This window comes from Paraliobacillus sediminis (assembly GCF_003426055.1).
This window is the reverse complement of the sequence record NZ_QJSI01000001.1, coordinates 703,022-726,884: the sequence shown is the minus strand read 5'-3', so window position 1 is coordinate 726,884 and position 23,863 is coordinate 703,022. Positions and strand designations below refer to the sequence as shown.

The 23,863-nt window shown below is 35.7% G+C and carries 23 protein-coding genes and 1 pseudogene; 10 read left to right on the top strand and 14 right to left on the bottom strand.

Annotation, left to right across the window (positions count from 1 at the left end; all coding sequences use genetic code 11):
- Positions 1-2: 2 nt before the first annotated feature.
- The 7 genes from D2K60_RS03220 to D2K60_RS20830 all read right to left on the bottom strand — a co-directional run bounded on the left by D2K60_RS03220 (position 3) and on the right by D2K60_RS20830 (position 7,941).
- The gene (locus tag D2K60_RS03220) at positions 3-698 is read right to left on the bottom strand and encodes a class I SAM-dependent methyltransferase (RefSeq protein ID WP_117168542.1); all 696 of its coding nucleotides are present in this window, start codon (positions 696-698) and stop codon (positions 3-5) included.
- A gap of 1,014 nt (positions 699-1,712) precedes the next feature.
- On the bottom strand, positions 1,713-3,521 hold the full coding sequence (locus tag D2K60_RS03215) for an ABC transporter ATP-binding protein (RefSeq protein WP_420818801.1): 1,809 nt from the start codon (positions 3,519-3,521) through the stop codon (positions 1,713-1,715).
- A complete protein-coding gene (locus tag D2K60_RS03210) occupies positions 3,508-5,244 on the bottom strand; it encodes an ABC transporter ATP-binding protein (protein ID WP_117168540.1) in 1,737 nt (578 codons plus the stop codon). The genes D2K60_RS03215 and D2K60_RS03210 overlap by 14 nt, the downstream gene beginning before the upstream one ends.
- Positions 5,245-5,306: 62 nt before the next feature.
- Complete coding sequence (locus D2K60_RS03205; RefSeq protein WP_117168539.1) at positions 5,307-6,086, bottom strand: transposase; 780 nt, start codon at positions 6,084-6,086, stop codon at positions 5,307-5,309.
- A gap of 373 nt (positions 6,087-6,459) precedes the next feature.
- Entirely contained in the window at positions 6,460-7,230 is a 771-nt protein-coding gene (locus D2K60_RS03200; RefSeq protein WP_117168538.1) for a hypothetical protein, read from the bottom strand.
- Positions 7,223-7,486, bottom strand: coding sequence for a hypothetical protein (locus D2K60_RS20835; protein ID WP_240335225.1), 264 nt, complete (start codon positions 7,484-7,486; stop codon positions 7,223-7,225). Before D2K60_RS20835 ends, D2K60_RS03200 begins: the two co-directional genes overlap by 8 nt.
- 65 nt (positions 7,487-7,551) lie before the next feature.
- Positions 7,552-7,941, bottom strand: a complete 390-nt coding sequence (locus tag D2K60_RS20830) for a hypothetical protein (protein ID WP_240335224.1) — start codon at positions 7,939-7,941, stop codon at positions 7,552-7,554.
- Positions 7,942-8,107: 166 nt separating this feature from the next.
- On the opposite strand from D2K60_RS20830, the gene D2K60_RS03190 reads away from it, so the two are divergent.
- The 4 genes from D2K60_RS03190 to D2K60_RS03175 all read left to right on the top strand — a co-directional run bounded on the left by D2K60_RS03190 (position 8,108) and on the right by D2K60_RS03175 (position 12,031).
- The gene (locus D2K60_RS03190; RefSeq protein WP_117168537.1) at positions 8,108-8,728 is read left to right on the top strand and encodes a DUF3298 and DUF4163 domain-containing protein; all 621 of its coding nucleotides are present in this window, start codon (positions 8,108-8,110) and stop codon (positions 8,726-8,728) included.
- Positions 8,729-9,259: 531 nt separating this feature from the next.
- Entirely contained in the window at positions 9,260-10,435 is a 1,176-nt protein-coding gene (locus tag D2K60_RS03185; RefSeq protein WP_117168536.1) for a glycosyltransferase, read from the top strand.
- Entirely contained in the window at positions 10,436-11,032 is a 597-nt protein-coding gene (locus tag D2K60_RS03180; RefSeq protein WP_117168535.1) for a TVP38/TMEM64 family protein, read from the top strand. It abuts the gene before it with no gap.
- 12 nt (positions 11,033-11,044) lie between these two features.
- A complete protein-coding gene (locus D2K60_RS03175; protein WP_117168534.1) occupies positions 11,045-12,031 on the top strand; it encodes an LTA glycolipid anchor biosynthesis glycosyltransferase, IagA/BgsA family in 987 nt (328 codons plus the stop codon).
- 485 nt (positions 12,032-12,516) lie between these two features.
- On the opposite strand, the gene D2K60_RS03170 is transcribed toward D2K60_RS03175, so the two are convergent.
- The 4 genes from D2K60_RS03170 to D2K60_RS03155 are packed head-to-tail and all read right to left on the bottom strand — an operon-like array spanning position 12,517 to position 16,205.
- Complete coding sequence (locus D2K60_RS03170; protein ID WP_117168533.1) at positions 12,517-13,704, bottom strand: NADPH-dependent oxidoreductase; 1,188 nt, start codon at positions 13,702-13,704, stop codon at positions 12,517-12,519.
- A gap of 18 nt (positions 13,705-13,722) precedes the next feature.
- On the bottom strand, positions 13,723-14,331 hold the full coding sequence (locus D2K60_RS03165; RefSeq protein WP_117168532.1) for an NADPH-dependent FMN reductase: 609 nt from the start codon (positions 14,329-14,331) through the stop codon (positions 13,723-13,725).
- A gap of 23 nt (positions 14,332-14,354) precedes the next feature.
- On the bottom strand, positions 14,355-15,314 hold the full coding sequence (locus D2K60_RS03160; protein ID WP_117168531.1) for an FAD:protein FMN transferase: 960 nt from the start codon (positions 15,312-15,314) through the stop codon (positions 14,355-14,357).
- 24 nt (positions 15,315-15,338) lie between these two features.
- Complete coding sequence (locus D2K60_RS03155; protein ID WP_117168530.1) at positions 15,339-16,205, bottom strand: helix-turn-helix domain-containing protein; 867 nt, start codon at positions 16,203-16,205, stop codon at positions 15,339-15,341.
- 996 nt (positions 16,206-17,201) lie between these two features.
- Here D2K60_RS03155 and D2K60_RS03150 point away from each other — a divergent pair.
- Entirely contained in the window at positions 17,202-18,215 is a 1,014-nt protein-coding gene (locus D2K60_RS03150) for a DUF3048 domain-containing protein (RefSeq protein ID WP_117168529.1), read from the top strand.
- 172 nt (positions 18,216-18,387) lie between these two features.
- Here D2K60_RS03150 and D2K60_RS03145 read toward each other — a convergent pair whose 3' ends face one another.
- The 3 genes from D2K60_RS03145 to D2K60_RS03135 all read right to left on the bottom strand — a co-directional run bounded on the left by D2K60_RS03145 (position 18,388) and on the right by D2K60_RS03135 (position 21,732).
- Entirely contained in the window at positions 18,388-19,218 is an 831-nt protein-coding gene (locus tag D2K60_RS03145; protein ID WP_117168528.1) for a carbohydrate ABC transporter permease, read from the bottom strand.
- 27 nt (positions 19,219-19,245) lie between these two features.
- The gene (locus tag D2K60_RS03140) at positions 19,246-20,220 is read right to left on the bottom strand and encodes a carbohydrate ABC transporter permease (RefSeq protein ID WP_162880678.1); all 975 of its coding nucleotides are present in this window, start codon (positions 20,218-20,220) and stop codon (positions 19,246-19,248) included.
- 78 nt (positions 20,221-20,298) lie between these two features.
- Complete coding sequence (locus tag D2K60_RS03135; RefSeq protein WP_117168526.1) at positions 20,299-21,732, bottom strand: ABC transporter substrate-binding protein; 1,434 nt, start codon at positions 21,730-21,732, stop codon at positions 20,299-20,301.
- A gap of 494 nt (positions 21,733-22,226) precedes the next feature.
- Here D2K60_RS03135 and D2K60_RS21195 point away from each other — a divergent pair.
- The 5 genes and pseudogenes from D2K60_RS21195 to D2K60_RS21255 all read left to right on the top strand — a co-directional run.
- Positions 22,227-22,400, top strand: a pseudogene (locus tag D2K60_RS21195) (transposase); the annotation flags it as partial.
- Between the two features lie 40 nt (positions 22,401-22,440).
- Positions 22,441-22,683, top strand: a complete 243-nt coding sequence (locus D2K60_RS03125) for a helix-turn-helix domain-containing protein (protein WP_117168525.1) — start codon at positions 22,441-22,443, stop codon at positions 22,681-22,683.
- 37 nt (positions 22,684-22,720) lie between these two features.
- Positions 22,721-22,879 (top strand): hypothetical protein, encoded by a 159-nt coding sequence (locus D2K60_RS20545; protein WP_162880677.1) that lies wholly within the window; start codon positions 22,721-22,723, stop codon positions 22,877-22,879.
- Positions 22,846-23,199: a DnaD domain protein gene (locus D2K60_RS21260; protein WP_117168524.1), complete on the top strand. Its 354-nt coding sequence runs from the start codon at positions 22,846-22,848 to the stop codon at positions 23,197-23,199. Before D2K60_RS20545 ends, D2K60_RS21260 begins: the two co-directional genes overlap by 34 nt.
- Before the next feature lie 207 nt (positions 23,200-23,406).
- Entirely contained in the window at positions 23,407-23,664 is a 258-nt protein-coding gene (locus D2K60_RS21255) for a DUF3048 C-terminal domain-containing protein (RefSeq protein WP_117169091.1), read from the top strand.
- The last annotated feature ends 199 nt before the right edge of the window (positions 23,665-23,863 follow it).

Below are 23,863 nucleotides of genomic sequence, written 5' to 3'. Positions count from 1 at the left end.
TGTTATTCCCCTTCCTCATTAGGTGCAATAAAGCGAAATACATATGCCAATTCATATTCCGCTAGCATTCTATCTGAAATACGCTGGTAAAACGCACTATTCCGATTTACTCGAACAAATTGTTGCGGAGTCACCCTTTTCAGCTCCACCAAAAACCCTTCTTTAATAAACGCATTAGCAATATCGTCAAGGTTATGTAACTGCATCGGTGTAGTTCCATACTGATCTATCTGTTTCTTCATATACGCCAAGCTAGGATTTGTGCTTTGATCCGTAAACGTAGCATAATACACACCGTTTGGCTTCAGTACTTGTTTCATCTGCCAAGCATGCTGAGCTAAATCTTTTATTAAATAAATCACCGATGTACTAAAAGCCATATCAAAACTAGGGCCAAGCAATTCTACTTGCCCTGTTGCTTCATATGTTATTGGTAAATCTCCTATTCTCTTATTTGCAACCTTAATAGAAGCTTTCGCTAAATCTACCCCAACCGCCTTTTTATATGGTGAATAGTGATATAAATGTCTGAGGAACCCACCTTGATTACAACCGAAGTCTAAAACAGTCATTCCTTCTAACGATGGCTCTACAATGGTATCAATTGTTTGTTGCCATCCTTCTAAATGATCATCCTCCATTGACTGCTCTCCATTATCGGTATCTTGCCACCAAATATCATATAATTGATCACTCATATTTCTTCCCCCTATTTTTTGTAAATCGTAATGATTACGATATAATAAGTAGTATAACTTATTCATAAAAATAAAAGCAAGTTTTTTGAAAAATTTGTGATTAATTTTCTTTTTATTGGAATTAGTAACACTCTTGTCCTTTTATAATTGAAGACTTGTTCGAAGTAAGTAATGGTAGCAAGTATCATCCATCCAGTAAGTGTATATGTTGCGAACTGGTGGATACAACCTGTTGGATGATAAATGTGATACATCTCCATCCCTCAATCCTGTTCATTTTTTAGAGAAAATAAGTACTTATAATATTGGTAAAATAGTTCATAGTAGCACCACTGGCCAGTAGATACTTTAGTACATGAAGATACGAAACAATTTAATTGTAGAATTGATTAGCGAGAAGGCTTGGTTAAAAAGAGGGCTGACAATTTACGATATGCGAGATAATGTTTAAGCCATACAATTATTGCTTTTTTATATCATCAATCTTACCTCAACTTCCTTTCTATTATATTCTTCATCTATAAATACACTCTTATATCAGTATACCTGTCTCTTACATTTCTCATCCTTGTACATACGCTAGTAATGAGCAAGGAAGGAGGGATAAGAATGAAAACACAACCAAAACCCATGACATCAAATTCAGCAAAACAATTACTTGAAGATCGCCATGCTTATTTAACGGCAGAAGGACGAAAAATACTAGAGAATATGGTAAAAAAATAAGTAGGAAGCAGGGGACGGTTCTTTGCTTTTTTTTTGCATGAGTGCACTAAAAAAAAGACCTGCGTTTACCAAGTCTTCAAGCCTTATCTATAAAATTATTGATTACATCAATATCTATCCAGTAAAATATCATCTGTCACTTATTCTCTTCGGGAATTTATATAATTTCACAAACAAAAAAAGCAGTGTATTTCGTTAGTTTCAAAATTCACTACTTTTTTCTGACTTTTAAGTTTAACAAATCAACAAACATGTTGAAAAGGAAGCAGAGAACCGTCCCCTGCTTCCTTATCTGTTTTGTGATTTAACTAGGTTGGCGTAAAATCCTTTATTTCTTATTAATTGTTCGTGATTCCCTTGTTCGATCACTTTTCCATGTTCGAGTACTAAGATTTCATCTGCGTGTTTAATTGTATTTAATCGATGTGCAATAACGAAAGTAGTCCTCCCTTTCATCAGATTCGAAAGGGCATCATTAATTTTTATCTCGGTAATGGTATCAATACTACTTGTCGCTTCATCTAAAATCAGTATAGCGGGACTGGCAAGCATAGCTCTTGCAATCGAGATTAACTGCCTTTGCCCTTGGCTGATCCCGGAACCGTTAGAATCTAGTATCGTATCATAGCCATGCTCTAGTTGTGAAATGAAGGAATGTGCATTGGCTAATTTCGCTGCAGCAATAACCGCTTCATCTGTTGCCTCCAGGCGACCATAGCGAATATTTTCTTTAATACTTGTATCAAACAAAAAGGAATCTTGCAGAACAATCCCCATCTGCTCCCTCAATTTACTTCTTGGGATCTCGCTAATATTTTGGTCATCGATATAAATAGTTCCTTTATTTATTTCATAAAACCTAGATAGCAAGGATATAATTGTTGTTTTCCCTGCCCCTGTTGGTCCAATTAATGCAATTACCTCTCCAGGCTGGGCATGAAAAGAGACATCTTCTAACGTATCTACACCTTCTTCATAGGAGAAATAGACAGATGCAAAGCGGACGTCACCAATTAGTTTTTGCTTTAGCGGTTTATGATGCGCATGATCGTCTGCATCCTCCTTCGCTTCATCAATAATATCAAATACCCGTTCTGCCCCAGCCACTGCAGATAGAATGGAGTTAAATTGGTTAGCTAAATCATTTAGTGGTCTAGTAAACTGTCTAGCATATGTGGTAAAAGCAACAATTACCCCAACCGTAACCCCTGTTCCATTAAAAACCAATAATGCACCAATTCCAACTATAATGGCAAAGCTTAAATTATTGAGTGAGTTCATTAATTTTGGGATAAAACCCGAATATACCTGAGCCCAGTAACCCGATTCTCTTAAACGCTGATTCCTTTTTTCAAAATTCCGCTCTACGCGTGCTTCTTGATTAAATAATTTTATAATATGATGTCCAGATAACGTTTCTTCTACATAACCATTTAATTCGCCTAAATCATTTTGTTGTTGTTTAAAGTATCGATTCGTACGATTGGTAATCCATTTCATTCCTATATACATTAGCGGGACAATCATAAATGTTAACACCGTTAATAACGGACTTAACAAAAGCATAAATATTACTGTTCCAACAAGCGTTAATAAACTAGTAGCAAGTTGAATAACGGAAGTGTTTAATGTCTGGCTTACATTTTCAATATCATTGGTCAACCGACTCATCAATTCCCCACTCTGTCTCTTTTGAAAAAACAAGAGCGGTAAGCGCAATACATGGTGAAACAAATCTTTTCTTATATGGTAGATCGTTTGTTGTGCTACCGTAATCATCCAATAATTTTGAAACCAAACCGTTATTGACTGTAGCAGAAAAACAACCATTAGAAGCATAATAAGCTGCAACAATGTCTTCTGATCAACACCAGCAATGAGGGTATCGACAGCCTTACCTAATAAATATGGCCCAAATAACGATAACAAAGAACTAACAACCACAAGCATTAGTACAAGCACAAATAGCTTCTTATAATGACGCATATATCCCCAAATTCGCTTAACAGTCTCTTGTATATTACTACTATTCGTTTTTTGTTGATGACGTGACGCAGCTGGAACCTGAATGGGACTTTTTTGTTTAGTATTTTTCATCGATAAGCCCTTCCTCATTTATTTGAGATTGGTAGATTTTCATGTATAGTTTGCTGTTCTTTAAAAGCTCTTGATGACTCCCTGTCGCAACAACCTGTCCATGCTCTAGTATGATAATTTTGTCAGCGTCGATGACGGAACTAATCTTTTGTGCAACAATGATTGTTGTACATTGTCTTTCTTTAATGGCCGATAATACACGCACTTCTGTATTTGCATCTAATGCACTTGTACTATCATCTAACAAAAGAATAGCTGGATTTGCGATTAGCGCTCTCGCAATCGAAATTCTTTGTTTCTGTCCGCCAGATAGATTAACACCTCTTTGCCCAACCTGTGTGTCATACTGATCTGCTAAAGTCATAATAAAATCGTGAATAGTAGCATCCTTCGCCACTTTTATCACTTCTTCCATTGATGCCTGTTCATTCCCCCACGCGATATTCTCTCGAAGTGTTCCAGTAAATAAGTACCCTTCTTGTGGGACAAGCGTAATTTTATCGCGGACACTTGGACCCCACTCATCTATCCACTTTTCATCAATATAGAGTTTCCCTGCACTTGTCGGATATAACCTCGGAATCAATTTCAAGAAAGTCGATTTTCCTGATCCTGTTTCACCTAAAATACCTACTGTATCACCTGCTTTTATATCAATAGACATCTGATGCAATGTTTGTTTAGTAGCATTGGGATAGGCGAAACTTACATCCTCAAAACGAATTCCTCCTACTATTTCTTTGTTACTGTGTTTCGTTACCTCGGTAGCAACAAAATCTGTTGGTTCGGTCTCAATCACTTCATTAATACGTGATGCTGACGCCTTGCCTCTAGAATAGTTCATTAATAAAAAACCGAACACACCAAATGAAGCCGACATTCTTGTTGCATAGTTTAATATAGACACAATCTCACCTTGCTCGGCACCACCAACACGTAGCTCTATGTATCCAAACCAAAGCAAAAGCATGATACCAACATTCATTCCTAACATGACAATTGGCATCGTTAATTCCATAAACCGTAATGCCGTTTTATTGTCTTCCATTAGCTTTTTATTCTCTTTTTTGAATCGTTTTTGTTCATGATCATTGCGGTTAAATGCTTTTACTAATTTTATACCTAGTAGATTTTCTCTAATCACATTATTTAGTTTATCTAGGCGCTTTTGCACCTTTTGAAACATTCCAATTCCTTTTGTCAAAATCCAAAACATGATAATTAAAAGGATCGGAACAACGATCACTAGAATCGTAGCTAATTGGACATGCACGGTGAAGGACATGATCAACCCACCAATAATAAATAACGGGGCCCGTAGCATTATTCGCATGAAAGCAAACAGGAATCCTTGTACTTGCGTCACATCATTTGTGATACGCGTCAGTAGTGAAGATGCAGTAAAAGTTTGCATTTGCAAGGTAGAAAACTGTTGTGAGCGTTGGAACAAGTCTTTTCTTAGATCGTGTCCTACTCCCTGACTCACTCTAGCCGCAAAATAGGAACTTGAAATTCCAGCAGCAAATGCTACGAGCGTTAAACCAAGTAATATGGCAAGCCAAAACAATATCGTAGCGGAATCTCGACCTTCAATCCCTTGATCCACAATGATACCCAAAATAATTGGCTGCGCTAACTCTACAGCCAGCTCCACACCCATTAGAATTATAGCAATAACCATCGAAAATTTATAAGGTGAAACATAACCAAATATCCTCTTCATACGCTTTAAGGAAGCAGGGGACGGTTCTCTGCTTCCTTTCTTGCCTCCTCTGTTTTCCGCAATTAAGCCTTAAATATCAGATTTGGTGATACACCTAATATTCTTGAAGCCTGGCGTTGTGAGATCTCTTCCACTTCTTTTACTTGGCGTAATATGTTATATCTTTCGAATTTAGGTAAACTTTTCACCTGGGCTATCTCTAAATTCCCCAACAGCTTCACTAATTCTATTCTAGCTTCTTCGTCTGTAAATCTTTTTCTTTCAATATACTTGTCCTCTAGACATTCATCCTTATTGTTTTTCTGATTGAACGCTTTAAACCTAACTTGTGCAAGTCCCTTATTTTCAGAAAAACAATTTAAAATGTAAGCACAATCAAGTAAATCCTTTGGGTAAACAGCGCTGTCCAGATAACCTAAAAAACTGCTCCATTTCCATTCATTCATTTTGGATACTATTCCTGCCTTCAAAGGATTTTGGTGTATATAACGGATTACCGTTAGCAAATATCGGATAGTCTCAACGTTCTCACTTTTAAATCTATCTTGAAAAAGGTGACCAATCGTATTATATTTGCAATTATAGTAATAGGCATACGCCACACCAATCCGCTTCATTGTTATTGATAATTCTTCAGTACCTTCCTTTAACAACAAGTGTACATGATTATTCATCAAACACCACGCATAAACGCTCATTCCCGATACATCCTTGTACTTTTTAATCGTATTTAAAAAATATCTACAATCCGCTTCATCATGAAAGATTTCCTGTTTATTAGCTCCTCTTAGCATAATATGGTATATATTGCTTTTACTTTTCAATCTAGCTTGGCGAGGCATTTGATCTCCCCTTTTTTTATTTAGGATTATGGAAATTACGGTGAAATGATTTATTCTCGTAGGTAGGTTTTTTGTTCTTTAGAGGCGGTTAACTTTTAGGGAATAAAATTTTGTAGACTTAGCAGTGAGTGAAAATAACAATTGGGTTTTTAGCAGGAAAAGACAAACTAGTTGGTGTTTAAAATTTAGAAGTAGATTGAAATTTAAATAAGCGGTCTTAAATGCGGAAGTAATTATGGCAAAAGCATTAGTATTACTTGTTTATTAACATATATATGATATAACATTTCAATAAAATTTGCATCAATTTATTTAATTTATTCAGAAAAAAATCGGTGATAAGGAAGCAGAGAACCGTCCCCTGCTTCCCAAGCTATTCTCCACTCCAGACTTCCAAATCATACTCATTCAAGATTGACAGATAAGCAAACGCATCTCCACCACCATTTGAAAACCCACTGCCATTTACAGAATGGTTCGGAAATATCTCCTCGTTATTTGTGTCATAGGGAATCCAACCAAATGAGACCTGTTGTTCCGTATAAAGTTGATTGAAAAATAGGTCCGGTTGTTGCGCAGCATATGTATCGTTCAATCCACTTACAAAGCTGGCCCACTCTTTCGGTAGTTGTAATACCCCATATGACTTTTCTTCTAGTGAAACAGTTTGCTTCATTTGTATTCTTGGATAGTACGTTTCATCTGTACCATTAGCAATGCTATATCCTCTATCTCTCAGTACATGAAAGTCTATATATTTCACTCTGTCATTCGGATGGATATTCCAAACAATGTGATAGGTGGAAGGATCTCCTTTATTAGCCTTCCAAATCCGAGGACCACCTTTCGTGTCCACGCTTTCCACTTTCCACTTATATTTATCCCACACCCAATAACTGCTTCCATAACTTCCTTCACTTGTCACCAATGGAACGTACTTTTTACGTTCACCCACATCAAAAACTTCTAATATTTCGCTGTCACCTACTTCTGGAAATGCTGGAAAAGTATCCTGCAGTTCTTCAATTAAGTGTTCATTTGTTGGAAAAGGAGATGGGCTGCGAAAATAGAAACTATAGATAACTGCCAAAACCAAGACACCAGTCATTCCACTTACTATCCAAATGGTCGTTTTCTTATTCACTGTCATCTACCTCCTTCAAAGTAGACATTTCGGAGCGATAATAATATTGTTGATCAGCGGTAGAAATTAATATCCCTTTTCCATCACCTTCAACATAAATCATACTCTCCAAACCACTACCCCACTTTGATTTGTAGTCTACTAACAGGTATGGAAATTGTTCTTTTTTTTCATAGTCTTCAACATTCAGAAAAGTCTCTTCATACCAGTCGTCACTCATGATTTTTTCTTGGCTGAATTTGCTCAATTGTTCCAAAATCTTTTCCTTATTTATTGCTAATTCACTTGCTGATGGATGAATCGCAACAACTGTAAGGTCATCTAAATCAATAAATACGTAGAAGGTTGATCTGGTGGATAGACCACCTGTTGGATTGGAATTGATATAAGACTACTAATTAAAAAGATGAAATTAGACCAAAATCCTAGCCAAGCGAATAGACGGTAGTTTTGCCATCTTCCTTCTTTTCTTTTAAGAACGGCATACAAAACCCATACGCCCAAAGGCAGAATAGGTATTTTAATTAACGTATCAAATGCATTCCAATTAATTGAAAAAGAAAAAAGACCTACAAGGATAACGAACACAATCTTCCAAACGCGTAGTCCCACTGCCTGCTTTTTGTATATACGATAAGCTATAAAACCAATTACCATCCAAGCTAAAAGACCCATTAAGAAATCTATCAGACTAATACTAAAATGCCACATTAAATCAAACTCCTTATCAAACAATCAATTAACACTACTATTCTAACTATATCTTACCATAAAAATCCCAATCAAAGGAAGCAAGGGACGGTTCTCTGCTTCCGCCAAGAACCTATTTTTCCTTTTATGAATATGATGGGTTAAAACCCAAAAAGGATGAGATACGATGTCTATTTCGTTGCCAGTAAGTATTAAAACAGTAAAAGTTAGTTCTGGACCAAATAACACAGTCTATTACCCCAAAGTATATGGTTTGCAAAACAATAGATTGGAGAGGTTTATTAATCGATCCATTGTCCGACAAACCCAGCAGCTTATCGATCAACAAGTGGGAAATATGCCTACAACTGTGGAAGAAATGATCGGATATTATGAAATTAAAAATAATCAGCGTGATGTACTAAGCTTATCGTTCTCCAATTATACGTACCATCACCAGGCAGCGCATGGGATGACGTATATAAAGTCTTTAACTTTCGACTTACAAAAAGGAACGCTGTGTAAACTTGAAGACTTATTTATACCTGGAAGTGATTATATCGCTAGGCTTTCAACGATAATTCACGAGCAAATCAAACAACGTGACATTTCACTACTTGACGACTTTACAACAATTCAACCCAACCAAGATTTTTACATTGCCGATAAAACCCTCGTCATTTATTTTCAACTGTACGATATAACTCCTTATGTTTTTGGATTCCCAATGTTTCCAATATCCGTATATGACATACAAGATATTATCAATGAAACCGGACCACTCGGGCGCATGGCAGTTAATAATTGAGGAAGCAGGGGACGGTTCTCTGCTTCCTTTTGATCCTATTTTTTTGAACTTGGTAAAACATTGTCTTTCTGATCTAACAGCAATGCATTGATTAGTTTCTGAATTCACTACCTTTTTTAATTTTATAGCGCTACATCTCCTACCACTTCTTGTCTATCATTCATAACCTTTGATGTCAAAGCCTTTGTTTTACGAATTGATTAGGATATATTTCACAAACAGAAGACCATTTCATTCCAATTCATCCTTCTCTCGCTATATAAAAATATTCCTTTCATTGGTATTAGGATGGAATAAAATTTTCTGACACTCATTTTGATTTACACGGGCTAGGTTTTTCGCTTCATGTACCCTTAAAAAGGAAGCAGAGAACCGTCCCCTGCTTCCCTGCCCCCGCTTCATTCCTAAAACGTATCAAAATTTTCACAATTATTTAACACAAATTTATATTCCCTTAATGTTCTTTCTTTATACTATTTTAATACAGGCATACCTATTGTTTCCACGATTACAAACATTGGGGGATTACAAATGAAAATTTTGATAACTACCGAGTGTTATCTTCCTGTTATAAATGGGGTTGTGACATCCATTGTGAATTTGCGCAAAGAATTACAACTACTTGGCCATGATGTGCGCATTCTAACATTGTCATCATCAAGTAAATCATTCCATCAAGATGGCGTTTATTATTTGAGTTCCTTAAGTGTTGGTAAGATATATCCTGGTGCAAGAATTTCATTATCCACCCACCATCAATTTCTTGAAGAAATTATCAAGTGGCAACCTGATATTGTTCATAGTCAATGTGAATTTAGTACATTTCGCATTGCGAAACACATTGCCAAAATGGTAAGCGTTCCTATTGTGCATACCTATCACACGATTTATGAAGATTATACGCACTATTTTTCACCCAATCATAAATGGGGAAAAGCAATGGTTGCGCTATTTACAAGAAAAATATTAAAACATGCCACCACTGTGATTGCACCAACTAAAAAGGTACGCGCTCTTTTACAGAGCTACAGGATAGATCAGCCCGTATCTGTTGTCCCTACTGGTATTTATTTAAAACAGTTCACAGAGAGTTTAGCTGCGAATAAAAAACAATTCATTTTTGACACATGTAACATTCCTCACGATCATCAGATTCTATTGTTTGTTGGCCGTCTTGCCAAAGAAAAAAACATAGAAGAGATTTTATCCTACTTTGCCCAATTAGCTATCCCAAAGTTGACCTTTTTAATCGTTGGGGATGGCCCTCATCGTGATTATTTACAACATTATGCCGAACAATTATCCATTACGCATCAAGTGAAATTCACAGGATTAATAGAGCCAAAAGACATTGCATCCTACTATCAAGTTGCTGACTTGTTTGTAAGTGCATCAAATAGCGAAACACAGGGACTTACCTATATAGAAGCTTTAGCAAGTGGGATTCCTGCTATCTGCCGACAAGACCCATGCTTAGAAAATGTGGTAACTAACGGCGTGAACGGTTTTCAATACCTTGATTACACTGATTTTAGTAATGCTGTTTGTTCACTTTTAAAAGATCCAACACTTTATCAGCAATTTTCGATAAACGCTGCACAAGGAATTGTTCGGGACTACTCCTCAAGAGCCTTTGCTGTAAAAATACAAGATATATATGAAAATACGATTGCATCATACTATCTAAAAATGGAATATGTATGCTAAATGGTCACAAAACGCACATTAAAAATAGTTTGGCAGCTTGGCACCGCACTAACTTTAGTTGGATCGGTACTCTTTATTATCTATGGATTCAAACATAATTTATTTTATTCTGAACATGCGTTAGAAAAATTTCTCGGACAGTTTGGCATTTGGGCGCCAATTCTCTTTATTATCTTTCAATTTGTACAAGTGATCCTTCCTATTGTACCTGGGGGAATTGGCTGTCTTGCCGGAATCTTAATATTCGGTCCGGTCATGGGCTTAATTTATAATTATATTGGTATTTGTTTCGGTTCTATTGCTACCTTTGCCTTAGCAAAAAATTATGGCACTTCCATCATTTCATTTTTTGTTAGTAAAAAGCTGCGTCAAAAATATCAACAATGGGTTAACCACAAACGGTTTGATTTGATTTTTACTCTAGCGATTTTTTCGCCAATTGCACCTGATGATTATTTATGTTTTCTAGCAGGTACAACCCAAATGACATATAAAAAATTCAGCCTGATTATTCTAGTCGGAAAACCGCTACCAATCACAATATTTAGTTTCGGACTGGAATGGATTTTCAGAAATCTTTTCACATGGATAAGTTAATGGAGGTTAAATATGAAAGTACTCTTATATACCGGTTCCTTGAAGTTAGTCGACAAGAGTGGGATTGGTCAAGCGATGAAACATCAAAAAAAGGCGCTAGAGATATTACATATCCCGCATACGTCAAATAGGAAAGAAAACTATGATATTGTCCATCTTAATACCATTTTCCCAAATACATTATGGATGGCATGGTTGGCAAAAAGAAGCGGGAAAAAGATTATTTATTATGCGCATTCTACTATGGAGGATTTTCGCAATTCATTTATTGGATCAAATCTATTCGCACCACTTTTTAAAAGATGGATAATTTTTTGTTATAACCATGGCGACATCGTCATTACACCAACAGATTACTCCCGAAATATCTTAAGGACATATACGATTAAACCGCCAATCTATTCGCTTACAAATGGGATTGATACGGCGTACTTCAAAATGACAGAAGCAGGACGTCAACGCTTTCGCAAAAAATATCAATTAAAAGAAGAGCAAAAAGTAATACTATCTGTTGGCCATTATATGGAACGCAAAGGAATTCTTGATTTCGTCAAACTAGCTAAAAAAATGCCAAGTTATCAATTTTATTGGTTTGGCTATACGAATCTCCGCATGGTACCGAGTAATGTAAAGCGTGCTATTGCATGCAAACTGCCTAATCTTTATTTTCCTGGATATATTTCAAGAGAAGAATTACGTGATGCTTATGCAGGCAGTGATTTGTTTCTTTTTTTGACCCATGAGGAAACGGAAGGAATTGTATTATTAGAAGCTTTAGCAGCAAAAATACCACTATTAATAAGAGATATTCCAATTTATGAGAATTGGTTACAACATGAAGATTCGGTCTATAAAGGCAGGACGCTAGAAGATTTCGAACAAATTAGTAAAGCTATTTTAGAGCAACAATTACCTAACTTAACGATAAAAGGATTTCAATTGGCCCTAGAACGAGACATCAAAATAATGAGCCATAAATTAGTAGAATTCTATCAATGAGGAAGCAGGGGACGGTTCTCCGCTTCCTCTTCTTCCAATTTATTTCATTTTATCCAACACGTTATCTCTTTTTAATTTAGGTAAACTTTTCACTTACGCTATTTCCACGGATCCAAACAATTTCACTATTTCCTTTCTAGCATCATTATCTGTAAATCTACTACTTTCAGATTAAATACTCCAAACCTACCTTGTACAACGGACCTATTTCCAAAAAATAGTTCCATCATATCCACAAAATTAGCATCCATATTTTTATATGAAATCAGGATTAAAAAGAACCAAAAGGAAGCAGAGAACCGTCCGGGACCAGTGAAAAGTAGTTATTTTTAAACAATGATGTTTTTTAGGGGGTCATAAATGTCTCCCTACCTTCCAAACGTGGCTTAGAAGCGATTCTATAGCCTCGTTTTTTCTTTATCAAATTTCGGTTTTAAAAAATTGGACTTTTTCACTGGTCCCGAACCGTCCCATGCTTCCTTTAATTAATCTTTGGCTGTTGCTCCGGATCCTGCGTCTACGCTGTGGTCTTGTGCAGATGCGCCTGATCCTGCATCTATTTCACCTTCAAGTTTTAGTCCTGTTTGTTTTAAGTACCAATCGACAATCGGTTTAAAGTCAAGAATGTATTCATTAATACCTTTATAATTTCCCTCTTCATCGCGCATTGCTTGATAATTGTGTACAACAAATTTATCTGGTCCATGTGTTGGAACATTTACACGAACAGCATCTTGCTTACCAGAACGAAGTTGTTGAATAACCCATTCTACACTACCTAGCGAGCGCTCTGGGTGGCAAAGCACAAGCGGATTTCCAACCTGTCCTGGTACACGATCTGCCAGCATATCTGCGGCTTCCTTCGTATAGTTATAATATAAGAATTGATTATTCTCATCTGCAAAAGTTAATTCCATTGGCATCGATGCAAGGAAAGTATTAATTTGATCTACTGTTAAAATACCACGATTTAGTTTCACGTACGTATTACCTTCAACGGCATTGACTTTCTTTGCGGCTTGTTCAACCCAGTCTTCTGCTGCCATATCAACATCTGCAATCGTAGTATCTATCGCTTTCGTTGCGTGTAGATCCTCTTTTGGCAATGGCTCTTCTTTAGGTGCCTCTAAACGATTGACTAAGCTAACAAATTCTGTGAACTTCTCTAAAACACTTCCTAAGAATTTGATTGTATTAGCATCTTTTAGTTGATCATTCGCATCAAAAGCTTCTTTTACTTTACCTAGCAAAAATTCATTACCCGGCATAACGATCGCATTTACTCCAGGTGCATCTAGAATTTGGCGTAAATGTAGTTGCGCGCGAGATGAACCTTGATCAAAATAGGAAGCTCCTACAATCATTACAGGTTTAGCATCAAACGGATGAATATTAAATGATAACCATTCCAGAACACTTTTTAAACTAGCAGGGATTGTATGATTGTGCTCTGGTGTTGCAATAATAACACCATCAGCATCTAAAATTGCTTGGTTTAATTTTTGGATCGGTTCACTCTGCGTCTGGTCATTACTTTGATTAAATAGGGGTATATCTTTAATTTCAACTATTTCCAATTCGAATAGATCTTTATATTTCGTTTTGATAAAATGAAGTAGTTTTCGATTGTACGATTTTTCTGCATTTGATCCGACAATTCCAACAAATTTCATATTAATCACACTCCTATTTTATTGATTTTCCCAAGAAAAGTTTGCAGCAGCTTTTTTATTACTGCCATGTGCATGTACTAATTGATTGACAATATTTACAAAAATAAGAAAATCATCAAATAGATTCGAAAGCTCTTCGGTTTTTTCAAAATCTTTCAAGTTATTTTCTTCATCAAAGGATTGTAGCGAATGGTTTAAAAGAAACTCTGAGCTTGGCATAATTCGCGCTTTTAATTCTGGTGAATCAAGCATATGACGTAAGTGCGCTTGTGCACGTGAAGAACCTAGCGTGCCATAAGAAGCACCCGTAATCATCACAGGTTTATCAACAAACGGATAAATCCCATAAGATAACCAGTTTAATGCGCTCATAAGTGATGCTGGAACTGCATGATCATACTCAGGTGTACTTATAATAACGCCATCAGCTTGTTCTATCTTATCTGCCACTTCTTTTACAAGTGGCGGTAATGTTTTATCTTCTGGTTTATTAAAAAGCGGTAAATCTCTAATCTCAACAATTTCGATTGTAGCTTTTTCACTAAAATGTTGTTTCATAAATTGTAATAACTGACGATTGGTAGACTTATCAGAATTCGTCCCTACTAAACCGATGAAATGATTCATTATATTTGTCTTCCTCTCCTATGTTAATCAATTATTTTTAATGCAGAAGTAAAAGGTGTAATTTTCCCTTTTAATCCTTTTGATATATATATGTTAGAATCGTTCGTGATAACAATCGATTCAATATTTGTTAAAGTATTCACAAATGATGTTATCTCTTTAGCGGGATACCCAAAAAGGCGCGTTGTCCATATTTCACCATCAATAGAAGCAGATGAAACAATTGTTAAACTAGCAATATCCGTTTTGATAGGGTAACCCGTTTTGGGATCAAAAATATGATGAAAACTTTTATTATCATGTTTTAGCTTACGTTCGTATACACCAGATGTAACGACAGATTGATTTGAAGTATCGACTGCAAGTAAGTAGTGATGGCGTTCTTTTTTTGGATCTTGAATACCGATACGATATTCACCTGATTTACGCGTTGATGATGAACCAGTCGAAAGAAAGTTTCCGCCTAAATTAATATAGGCTGTCTTTACTTTATCTTGTCTTAACTTTTGGATAATTTGATCGGCGATAAAGCCTTTTGCTAAAGCTCCTAAATCAATTTCCATACCCTTTTGTGGTAAAAAAACGGTCCTATTTTCATCATGTAATTGTATTTGATTTGGATCTGTTAATTTCAGAACAGTGTTTATTTGATAATCTGTAGGCTTCTTTGCATCGTTAAAGCCGATGTGCCATATCTTAATTAATGGTCCGAGTGCAATATTTAAAAAGCTACTTTCAGCAGTACTGTGCAATTGTCCTAATTTAATTAGATGATACAATTCTGTGTGAACAGAAATGGGTGAAATACCTGCTTGCTGATTGACTGCCATTAATTCAGATTGTAGCTGATTCGCACTAAACCGTTTACCATAAACTTTTAAATCATCTATTACCTGGTTTATAAGATGCTTACTCTCATTGCTGTCAATCATAAGATCGATAATTGTTCCCATCATATGAATGGAAGCTTCTGAACGAGGCATATACACCCTCCTCTCTTCAATAATCTACTTGTTTTGAAGAACAGATTGCTCAAGATCGACAAGTTCAGCAAGTGCAATTTCATTTCGGTTCACTTTTGAGTAAGCACGAGCATCATAAATTAACTCCAAGATCTTATCTTTCGTTTCATTTTTTAAAATAGCGTTTTTAGCAAGTTGAATCGCAGCACGTGCTAAATAGTAAGTAACATGGTTATCGGAACAAATGGTAACAGCATAGTTTAAGAGTGCATCACTTATTTCAAGTTCCTCAATCGTCGAGTAAAACACCCCGCATTGAAATACAATATTTAGTACCCGCCATGTCCCTTCCATATTTTGAGCTGGATAGTTATAAATCTTCTCAAGTACTTTGTTAAAGTAAAATTCAGCTTTAGACAAGTCATTTTCTCGAGCGTACACCATACCAATCCCAGTATATGCTAGTAACCGAAAGATTAAAGAATCCTGCGTTTCTTCTTCTAGTAAAACTTGATCAAAAGTAAAAAGTATATCCATAATCGGCTGTTTCCGGAAAATCATAATAAAGCCATTCAAATAGTAATAACGAAATGATAGATGTTCGTCTTCAATTGTTTCAATATCGATACTATTGATTAGCTGATGCGCTTCTTCATATTTACTTGTGATTAAATAGAATTCAGCTTTATTCATTTTTTCAACTACTTCAGAATAGCGCACACCTACTTTTGGAAATAATTCATTAAGAGGTAAATTTATTCTATTGCAAAGCTTAATCAATATTTTCAAATTTGGTAATTGACCATTATTTTCAAACCGGCTAAGTGTCGCTTGCGTACAAATGCCGTCTGCAAGTTCACTTTGTGTTAACCCGCGCGCTTTACGAGCATCAATAAACCACTGAATATTCAATTGCTGTGCTCCTTTCTGAGTAGTTAAATCAAGTTAGATTAAGTAATACAAAACAGGGATAATTTAACCTTGTGCTTTTATTCACATGAATGACATTGACTAAATTATACATCTACATAAAAAAAGCGTCAATGTAATATATAAAATTTTATATATTAATCGTTTTATATGTCAACTTCTTGAACAAAACTAACCAATTCGCCTCACTAACACCAGTATATGAGGAAGCAGGGTGGAAGCAGGGGACGGTTCGGGACCAGTGAAAAAGTAGTTATTTTTGAAAAGTGGTCTATTTTGGGGGTACATAAATGTCTCGGCACACGACGAACGTGGCTTAGAAGCGATTCTATGGCCACGTTTGTTAATTACATTTTTTGATTTTGAAAAAGTTGTACTTTATCATCGGTCCCGGACGGTTCTCCGCTTCCTTCCCTTTCCTTCTCCTTTTTTTACGCCTTAACTATTAGGTTCGGTGACACTCCTAAAATTCTTAAAGCCTGGCGTTGTAAAAATGCTTCAGTTCCTTTTGCTTTATACAAGATGTTATCTATTTCTAATTTTGGTAACATTTTCACATGCGCTATTTACCGATCCCAACAATTTCACTATTTCCTTTCTAACATCATCATCATTAAACCTTCTTCTTTCAATGTATCAATCCTCAAGAAATTCATCTTTATTGACTTTCAGATTAAACGCTCCAAACCTACCTTGTACAATGGGCCTATTTCCAGAAAAACAGTTTAAACATATCCATGCATCCGTATTTTTAATGAAATCTGGATTAAAAAGAACCAAAAAGGAAGCAGAGAACCGTCCCCTTCTTCCCTTAACTTCATGGTAAAATAGCAAGTATAGCAAATAATATGATTTATAAACGAATAGCCATTATATAAAGGTTGCTGAGGAGGCGGCAAGGCCTTGCGTGGTCACCTCAAAAGCACCTAAGTATCCGAAAAACCTCCTAGATAAAACAATAAGAAAGGAAGCACTAAAATGAAAAACCTCTGTTATCTATTGATTTTAGTACTAATATTACTACTAGTTGGTTGTAATCAAAATGAAAACGCAATGAAAAGCGCCGGAAATGTAGAAAACTCAACGCGGACAGCGACAGAAAAACAACCGCTAGATATATATGGTCCAGTTTCTGTTACTACTGGTTTACCTCTAGAAGAGGACAATACCGAAAAAATAAAATTCTCTATTATGGTTGAAAACTCTCCTAATGCTCGTCCCCATACGGGTCTAGTTCAGGCAGATGTTGTTTATGAGATGGAAGTTGAAGGAAATGTGACGCGTTTTCTTGCACTTTTTAATGATGAGATCCCTGAGAAAGTAGGGCCTGCTCGTAGTTCGAGACATTATTATTTACCAGTTGCAGCATCATGGAATATGCCTTATATCCACTTTGGTGGTTCTCCACAGGCATACAATAAATTAAGTACGCTCGCGGTTCCTACGATAGATGGGATGACGCAAAGTCAGTATTTTATAAGAGATAGCGGTAGATATGCCCCGCACAATGCGTATCTTGTCACGAACCAGTTGGAGGCTTTCGAAGAGAATCCTATAAATGAAAAGTTTACATTTGATGAAGATGCCAATTACAAAAATTCACTACCTTCTACTTCATTAAAAATTAGTTATAACAATTTTACCCACATAGAGTACCAGTATGATGCTACGACAAATCTATACAATCGTTTTTTAGAAGGACTGCCTCATGTGGATAGAGAAACTGGAACGCAAATCAGTGCAAACAACATTATTATCGCTTATGCTAATCAGCAATTAATTTCTGGTGATAATAGTGGAAGAATTGATATAACGTTAACAGGTAAGGGAGAAGCAGTTTACTTTTTAGACGGGCGAGCTGTCAAAGGGACATGGAAAACGGAAGACGGAAATCTTAGCTTTTATCTAGATAATACGCTTATTGCACTTAATCCCGGCAAAACTTGGGTGCAAGTCGTTGATGCAGCTAAAAAAGATACTGTCTCTTACTAATCGTATAGTTGGTTTTTACAAAAGAAACGGACATGATGTTTTATTTGATCGGAGTTCACCCCGAATATCGGACATCAAAAAAGGCTCTCGAGAAATTATCGAGGGCCTTTTAAGTTAGAAACAGACGTTTGTGCTAGTTATTACATCTGAGTTTTTCTATCCTTTGATAAAATTACTGTTTAACAGCTCCAGCTACGCCTTCAATAAAGTAGCGTTGCATTAGAATGAAAACGATTAACACCGGTAGAAGTGAAATGGTAGCACCTGCTGCCATACCTGCCCAGTCTGTGGAGTATTGTCCAACAAAGTTTTGCATTCCAACTGCTAATGTTCTTAGTTCTGGTTTTGAAATAGTAAGAACTGTTGGAACTAAGAAGGAACTCCACGTCCAAATAAATTGCATGATGACAGTAGTAGCAATTATAGGCTTTGCTAAAGGTAGCATTACCTTAAAGAACGTTTTAACAAAGCCACATCCGTCCATAATAGCTGCTTCTTCCATTTCTTTTGGAATCGTCGCAAAATAAGACATAAATAATAGAACAAATAACGTATGTGCCCCAGATGATTCAGCTAAAATTATTCCAAACAGTGAATTCGTTAGGCCCAATTGATCCACAAGTTCATATAGAGGAATTATTGTATAACCTTTTGGTATAAACATTATTCCAACAACTATTCCTATGATTGCTTTCTTACCTGGAAAATCCACTCTACCTAGCGCATAACCTGTAAGTGAACAAAGAATTACTACAATTAAAACAGTCGCAACTGTCATTATCACCGTATTTAAAAAATAACCACTGAAATTGGCATCCACCCACGCCCGAGAGTAATTTTCCCAAGCAAATCCATTCGGTATTGGACTTCCTGATACAATGAATTCCAAATTGGTTTTTAATGAACCTAAAATCATCCAGATAAATGGATATATCCATATTAGGCCAAGAAAAATTAAAATCGCATGGATGAGAAATCTGATCAACTTACTTGATATAATCATGCGTGTGTTCTCCTTTCATTTTTTTGTTTAATTTTGTTTTTTCTGCTTTTTTCGAACATACCAGATAACTGACCCAAACAGACCACTAATCAGTAAAGTAAAGACCCCTAACATTACACCTGCTGCAGATGCAAAACCCATACGCGTGGTAGCGCCAGTTAAGCCACCACCAAATGCGTAATTAAATACGTAAAGGTCTAATGTTTCTGTAGTGTGATATGGATTACCATTGGTTAAAGTCATTACTAGGTCAAATGCATTCATACCACTTACTACTGATAATAATAATATGACAGCTAAGATAGGCTTTAAGAGTGGTAGGGTAATGTAAACTAATGTTTTCCAAAATCCTGCCCCATCTAATTGAGCTGATTCATACAGTTCTGCAGGAATAGCTTGCAGACCTGATAACCAATAAATCATATTAATACCTAAGTTTTTCCAAGCGCCAACGATAATTAATAACATCATTGCTAACGATGATGTTGTTAACCATGGAATTGGTTTTTGAATAAGATCTAAAGATTGCATCATTTGATTAACAGAACCGTCTACTCCAAAAATGTTTTTCATAATTAAACCGATAATTGCTGTCGTTGCAACTACTGGTATAAAATAAATAGTCCGATAGATTGCTTTGCCAGCAATATTTTTTGCATTAAGAACTATTGCCAGAATTAAAGAAGCTCCCACACCTAATGCTGTTGTACCTACCATATATACCACTGTAGTTACAAGTGAATTCCAGAATCGCTCCGTGTGGAATAGTTCGATATAATTCGCAAAACCAATAAAGTCTGTTAGTGAACTAGCACCATCCCATGAATAAAATGAATAAACATAACTCATAATAATTGGATATAATGATAGACCAAGAAATACGATTGCCTGAGGAAGTATAAAGATATATGCCCACATATATCTACTTCTTTGTCTCTTTGATATTTTTTTCTTTTGTGTATTACTAGCAATAGATACTTTTTCTGTAGGTACACTTGCCAAAGTTAATTCTCCTTTCTTTAAATTAAAAAGGACGAGCATTACACTTTTTCTCGTCCTTTTTAATTTTTGTACATTCAATTACTCTGATGTATAAGGCTCAAACGGTACCCAATCATCAAAAACAAAGTCGGGTTGCTCAACCTCATGCTCTTCTACCGCAGTATTAAATGCTTGTTGTGCCTCTTCTTGTGCCTTTTCTAGTTCACTTGTTGGATCTTCAATTTCACCTTGCAAATAACCAGCTAAAATTGATCCTACACTATAGGAAAGTGCTCCATGATAATCTTGGATAAAAGAAATTGTGTTTGTATTACGTTTATAGATATCAGGGGTAGCGATACTATTTGCACCGTTAATTTTGTTTATTTCAGCGTATTGTTCGAATGGTGCTTCAGTCACTTCAATATCAATTGGTGGCTCATGTGCACCCGATTTGATAATTACATCTTCATAACCATGCTCGATAAAGTAGTTAAGGAATATTTGTACTTCTTCCCAATGCTCCGTGTGATTGGAAACCATTAACCCCTCTTTAGCTAACATATCACTGTAATATGCACCACCATCTTTTGTTGGCATTGGAGCTACACCCCAATTGTTAAAGCCTGGTCCTGACTCTCCGTTTACTAAGACAGATCCACCCCAGTTACCATCGAAGTAGAAAGCAGATTTACCAGCAGCAAAGTTTGCTATTGCGGTAGGTTCATTATATTCAATACTTGCTGGCGCTAAAACATTTTCATCCATAAGATCTTTTAAGTACTCGATTGTCTCAATGTTGCCGTCATTCACAAAATCCGGATTTCCTGTTTGGAAATTAATTTGACGAGCTAAGTCTATCGACGAGTGGACCTCTGGAGTGATATTTGTAGCCATTTGATTGATAGTCATATCAGATAGCCATGTAGCTTCAGCTCCCATAATAAGTCCATAAACACTTCCACCTGATTGATCGTAAATTTCTGTACCAATTTGCTTTAACTCTTCCCATGTTGCCGGTATTTGATCTTCTGAAATACCATATGTTTCCAACACATCTTTGTTATAATACATCAAAACGGAGCTTTTACCTGAATTAAGTGGTAGCTGATAAATATCATCACCCATATTTGTGAAATTTTCAGACCATACACCTGGATAAAACTTTTCTTTTACATCACCTTCAATAAGGTCGTTCAAGTTATGCAACAAATCTTGTTCAACTAAATTTTGGAGAGACGTTACGTTTGCTGTTACAAAAATATCTGGTAATTCATCATTTTTAATAGCAGTTTGATATTGTTGGTTTCCCGAAGCGCCTAACGTTTCCATATCAATTGCAATATCAGGATATTCTTCTTCAAATTGATCTATAAAAGTATCAAAGTGCGTAGTTAATTCCGGTAATCTATTCCAGAAAGTTAAGGTAGTCGCATCAGGATTATCACTATTCGCCTCATTGTCGCTACAAGCTGATAACACACTAACAAAAAGCAATAACAATATTGTTACTATTAATAATTTTTTATTCATTTATAGTCCCTCCTAAAGTTATCTTTGGTTTAATTGAAATAATATAGGCTTCACTATTCCTTTTCAGTTAATTAAAGTCAGATATTATACAATTAAATAAAACGCTCTCTCATAAAACCCAATTAAATTTCCGATCACCTAATGATCCATAATTAAATTCAACTTTATTATTTTTCATTAATTCCTCCTTCACACCTAATATAGCAATTAAATTTTTGTTTCTTTTTTTATTTAATTAACAAAGTATCTGAAACTATAAAAAGTTAGGATAACGATTAAACTAAGTTTACCTTCTTTAAGAAAGCGTTGTCAATTGTTTTTTTGATAATATTACTATTTATCCTCCTTTAGTTGGTTAAATAGTAATTACAAAAACAAGCAATCTCTTTAGAGATTGCTTGTTTTATTTCCTAAAGCTAAATAATATATTTTGAGTTACTAAGTCCAACTTTCAACAAAATTGTATAGTGACAGGCAATCATCAAATTTATTAAATCGATACCATTGTCTTAGCGGAAGGACTAACAAATGAAAACCCTTGGAAAAACTCGAGTGATAAATTCTTTATCCCTGTGAAAGTATTATTCAAAAAATTTCGAGGTAAATTTCTACCGTCCGTTTCTTCATCCCTCACATTTCCTAACTCTTCGCATAAAACAAGCAAGTGATTCACTTCTTGATCTAAGGGGCTATCTACACAGCCTTCAAATGACACGTGATCAATTTAAAATAAATTATGGGCAATACATACAGAATCAACGAAATATCCATGAGCTGTCACAGGAAGAATTGGCCTATCAAATTGGCATCAGTACGGAGGCTATAGGACGGATTGAAAGAGGAATTACTTCTCCAAGTTTAACAAGTAGTCTATTGCTAGAAGAGAAACTACATCTTGATCATACGTATATTAAGATTCTATTACATCATTCTAGTGACTCCGAATCCTAGTTACTCTTATTTATGCTATTGAAAAGGGTAGATATCTATGTTAAAAATAAGTACGCTCTATCAGATTAATCGCAATACACTAGCAACCCTTCCTGCTAAGGCTGTAGAATATCAAGCAATCATGCGCGAAACAACGCATGACTTACTCGTGCAACAAACGCCATTTGCAATCATAGTGCAAAAAAAGAAGCATTAACCTTTTACATAGAAAACTTTGGTGATGTTCGTCCTTATATTACGGAGGAGGTTCTTGAATGGATTGCGAATAGTGATGAAGCATTAGTAAAAGAAGCGATGAAAAATAAAAATGCATCAGATAATAACAAAGATAATTTGGGATACGTGAAAGGCATCCTGCTATCCTGGAGCAATAAAGGCATTACCCATAATGTAACAAAAGTTAGAAATTGTTTAAAAAGGAAAAAACAACTACTTGTCCAATCTTTCGCAGTAGAAACTCGATTAGAACTGGTTTCAGTCTTTATTTTAAGATCCGATTCGTTATATATTACGTGATACAGATGAAAAGAATTTAGTAGAAATAGAAAGACAGTTACAGATGTCACACCGTAACCAAAGGAGGGGTAATTATTATCTATTCCTATACGTGGGTCTAAACAAGGAATAACAGGGCACTAACACTAGCCAAACATAATTGCAGAAAATACCTATTGGCCTAAATAAACATGATACGCTTGCGCTTTTTCAGCTGCCGGTACGCAAATTAGCGCAAACAACATTATCGTTGCCTATGCTAACCAGCAATTAATTTCTGGTGATAATAGTGGAAGAATTGATATAACGTTAACTGGTAATGGAGAAGCAGTTTACTTTTTAGACGGGCAGGCTGTCAAAGGGACATGGAAAACGGAAGACGGAAATCTTAGCTTTTATCTAGATAATACGCTTATTGCACTTAATCCCGGCAAAACTTGGGTGCAAGTCGTTGATGCAGCTAAAAAAGATACTGTCTCTTACTAATCGTATAGAAAAAGACAAATAAGACGCGAATTTAATTGACGTTTAACCCAGATATCGGACACCAATAAAGGCTCTTGATAAATTATCGAGAGCCTTTTTAGGTTAGATTTATTTATCATTGTACTGCTCATCTTCTTTCTTTTTCATTTTCAATATCTACTGTTCATCTGATACATACATATGAAAAAGAAGCAGAGAA

Bases quoted from the DNA above. Each gene is read 5' to 3' on its own strand.
- D2K60_RS03220 (WP_117168542.1), bottom strand. From the start codon at position 698: ATGAGTGATCAATTATATGATATTTGGTGGCAAGATACCGATAATGGA.
- D2K60_RS03215 (WP_420818801.1), bottom strand. From the start codon at position 3,521: ATGAAAAATACTAAACAAAAAAGTCCCATTCAGGTTCCAGCTGCGTCA.
- D2K60_RS03210 (WP_117168540.1), bottom strand. From the start codon at position 5,244: ATGAAGAGGATATTTGGTTATGTTTCACCTTATAAATTTTCGATGGTT.
- D2K60_RS03205 (WP_117168539.1), bottom strand. From the start codon at position 6,086: ATGCCTCGCCAAGCTAGATTGAAAAGTAAAAGCAATATATACCATATT.
- D2K60_RS20830 (WP_240335224.1), bottom strand. From the start codon at position 7,941: ATGTGGCATTTTAGTATTAGTCTGATAGATTTCTTAATGGGTCTTTTA.
- D2K60_RS03190 (WP_117168537.1), top strand. From the start codon at position 8,108: ATGTCTATTTCGTTGCCAGTAAGTATTAAAACAGTAAAAGTTAGTTCT.
- D2K60_RS03185 (WP_117168536.1), top strand. From the start codon at position 9,260: ATGAAAATTTTGATAACTACCGAGTGTTATCTTCCTGTTATAAATGGG.
- D2K60_RS03180 (WP_117168535.1), top strand. From the start codon at position 10,436: ATGGTCACAAAACGCACATTAAAAATAGTTTGGCAGCTTGGCACCGCA.
- D2K60_RS03175 (WP_117168534.1), top strand. From the start codon at position 11,045: ATGAAAGTACTCTTATATACCGGTTCCTTGAAGTTAGTCGACAAGAGT.
- D2K60_RS03170 (WP_117168533.1), bottom strand. From the start codon at position 13,704: ATGAAATTTGTTGGAATTGTCGGATCAAATGCAGAAAAATCGTACAAT.
- D2K60_RS03165 (WP_117168532.1), bottom strand. From the start codon at position 14,331: ATGAATCATTTCATCGGTTTAGTAGGGACGAATTCTGATAAGTCTACC.
- D2K60_RS03160 (WP_117168531.1), bottom strand. From the start codon at position 15,314: ATGCCTCGTTCAGAAGCTTCCATTCATATGATGGGAACAATTATCGAT.
- D2K60_RS03150 (WP_117168529.1), top strand. From the start codon at position 17,202: ATGAAAAACCTCTGTTATCTATTGATTTTAGTACTAATATTACTACTA.
- D2K60_RS03145 (WP_117168528.1), bottom strand. From the start codon at position 19,218: ATGATTATATCAAGTAAGTTGATCAGATTTCTCATCCATGCGATTTTA.
- D2K60_RS03135 (WP_117168526.1), bottom strand. From the start codon at position 21,732: ATGAATAAAAAATTATTAATAGTAACAATATTGTTATTGCTTTTTGTT.
- D2K60_RS03125 (WP_117168525.1), top strand. From the start codon at position 22,441: ATGACACGTGATCAATTTAAAATAAATTATGGGCAATACATACAGAAT.
- D2K60_RS20545 (WP_162880677.1), top strand. From the start codon at position 22,721: ATGTTAAAAATAAGTACGCTCTATCAGATTAATCGCAATACACTAGCA.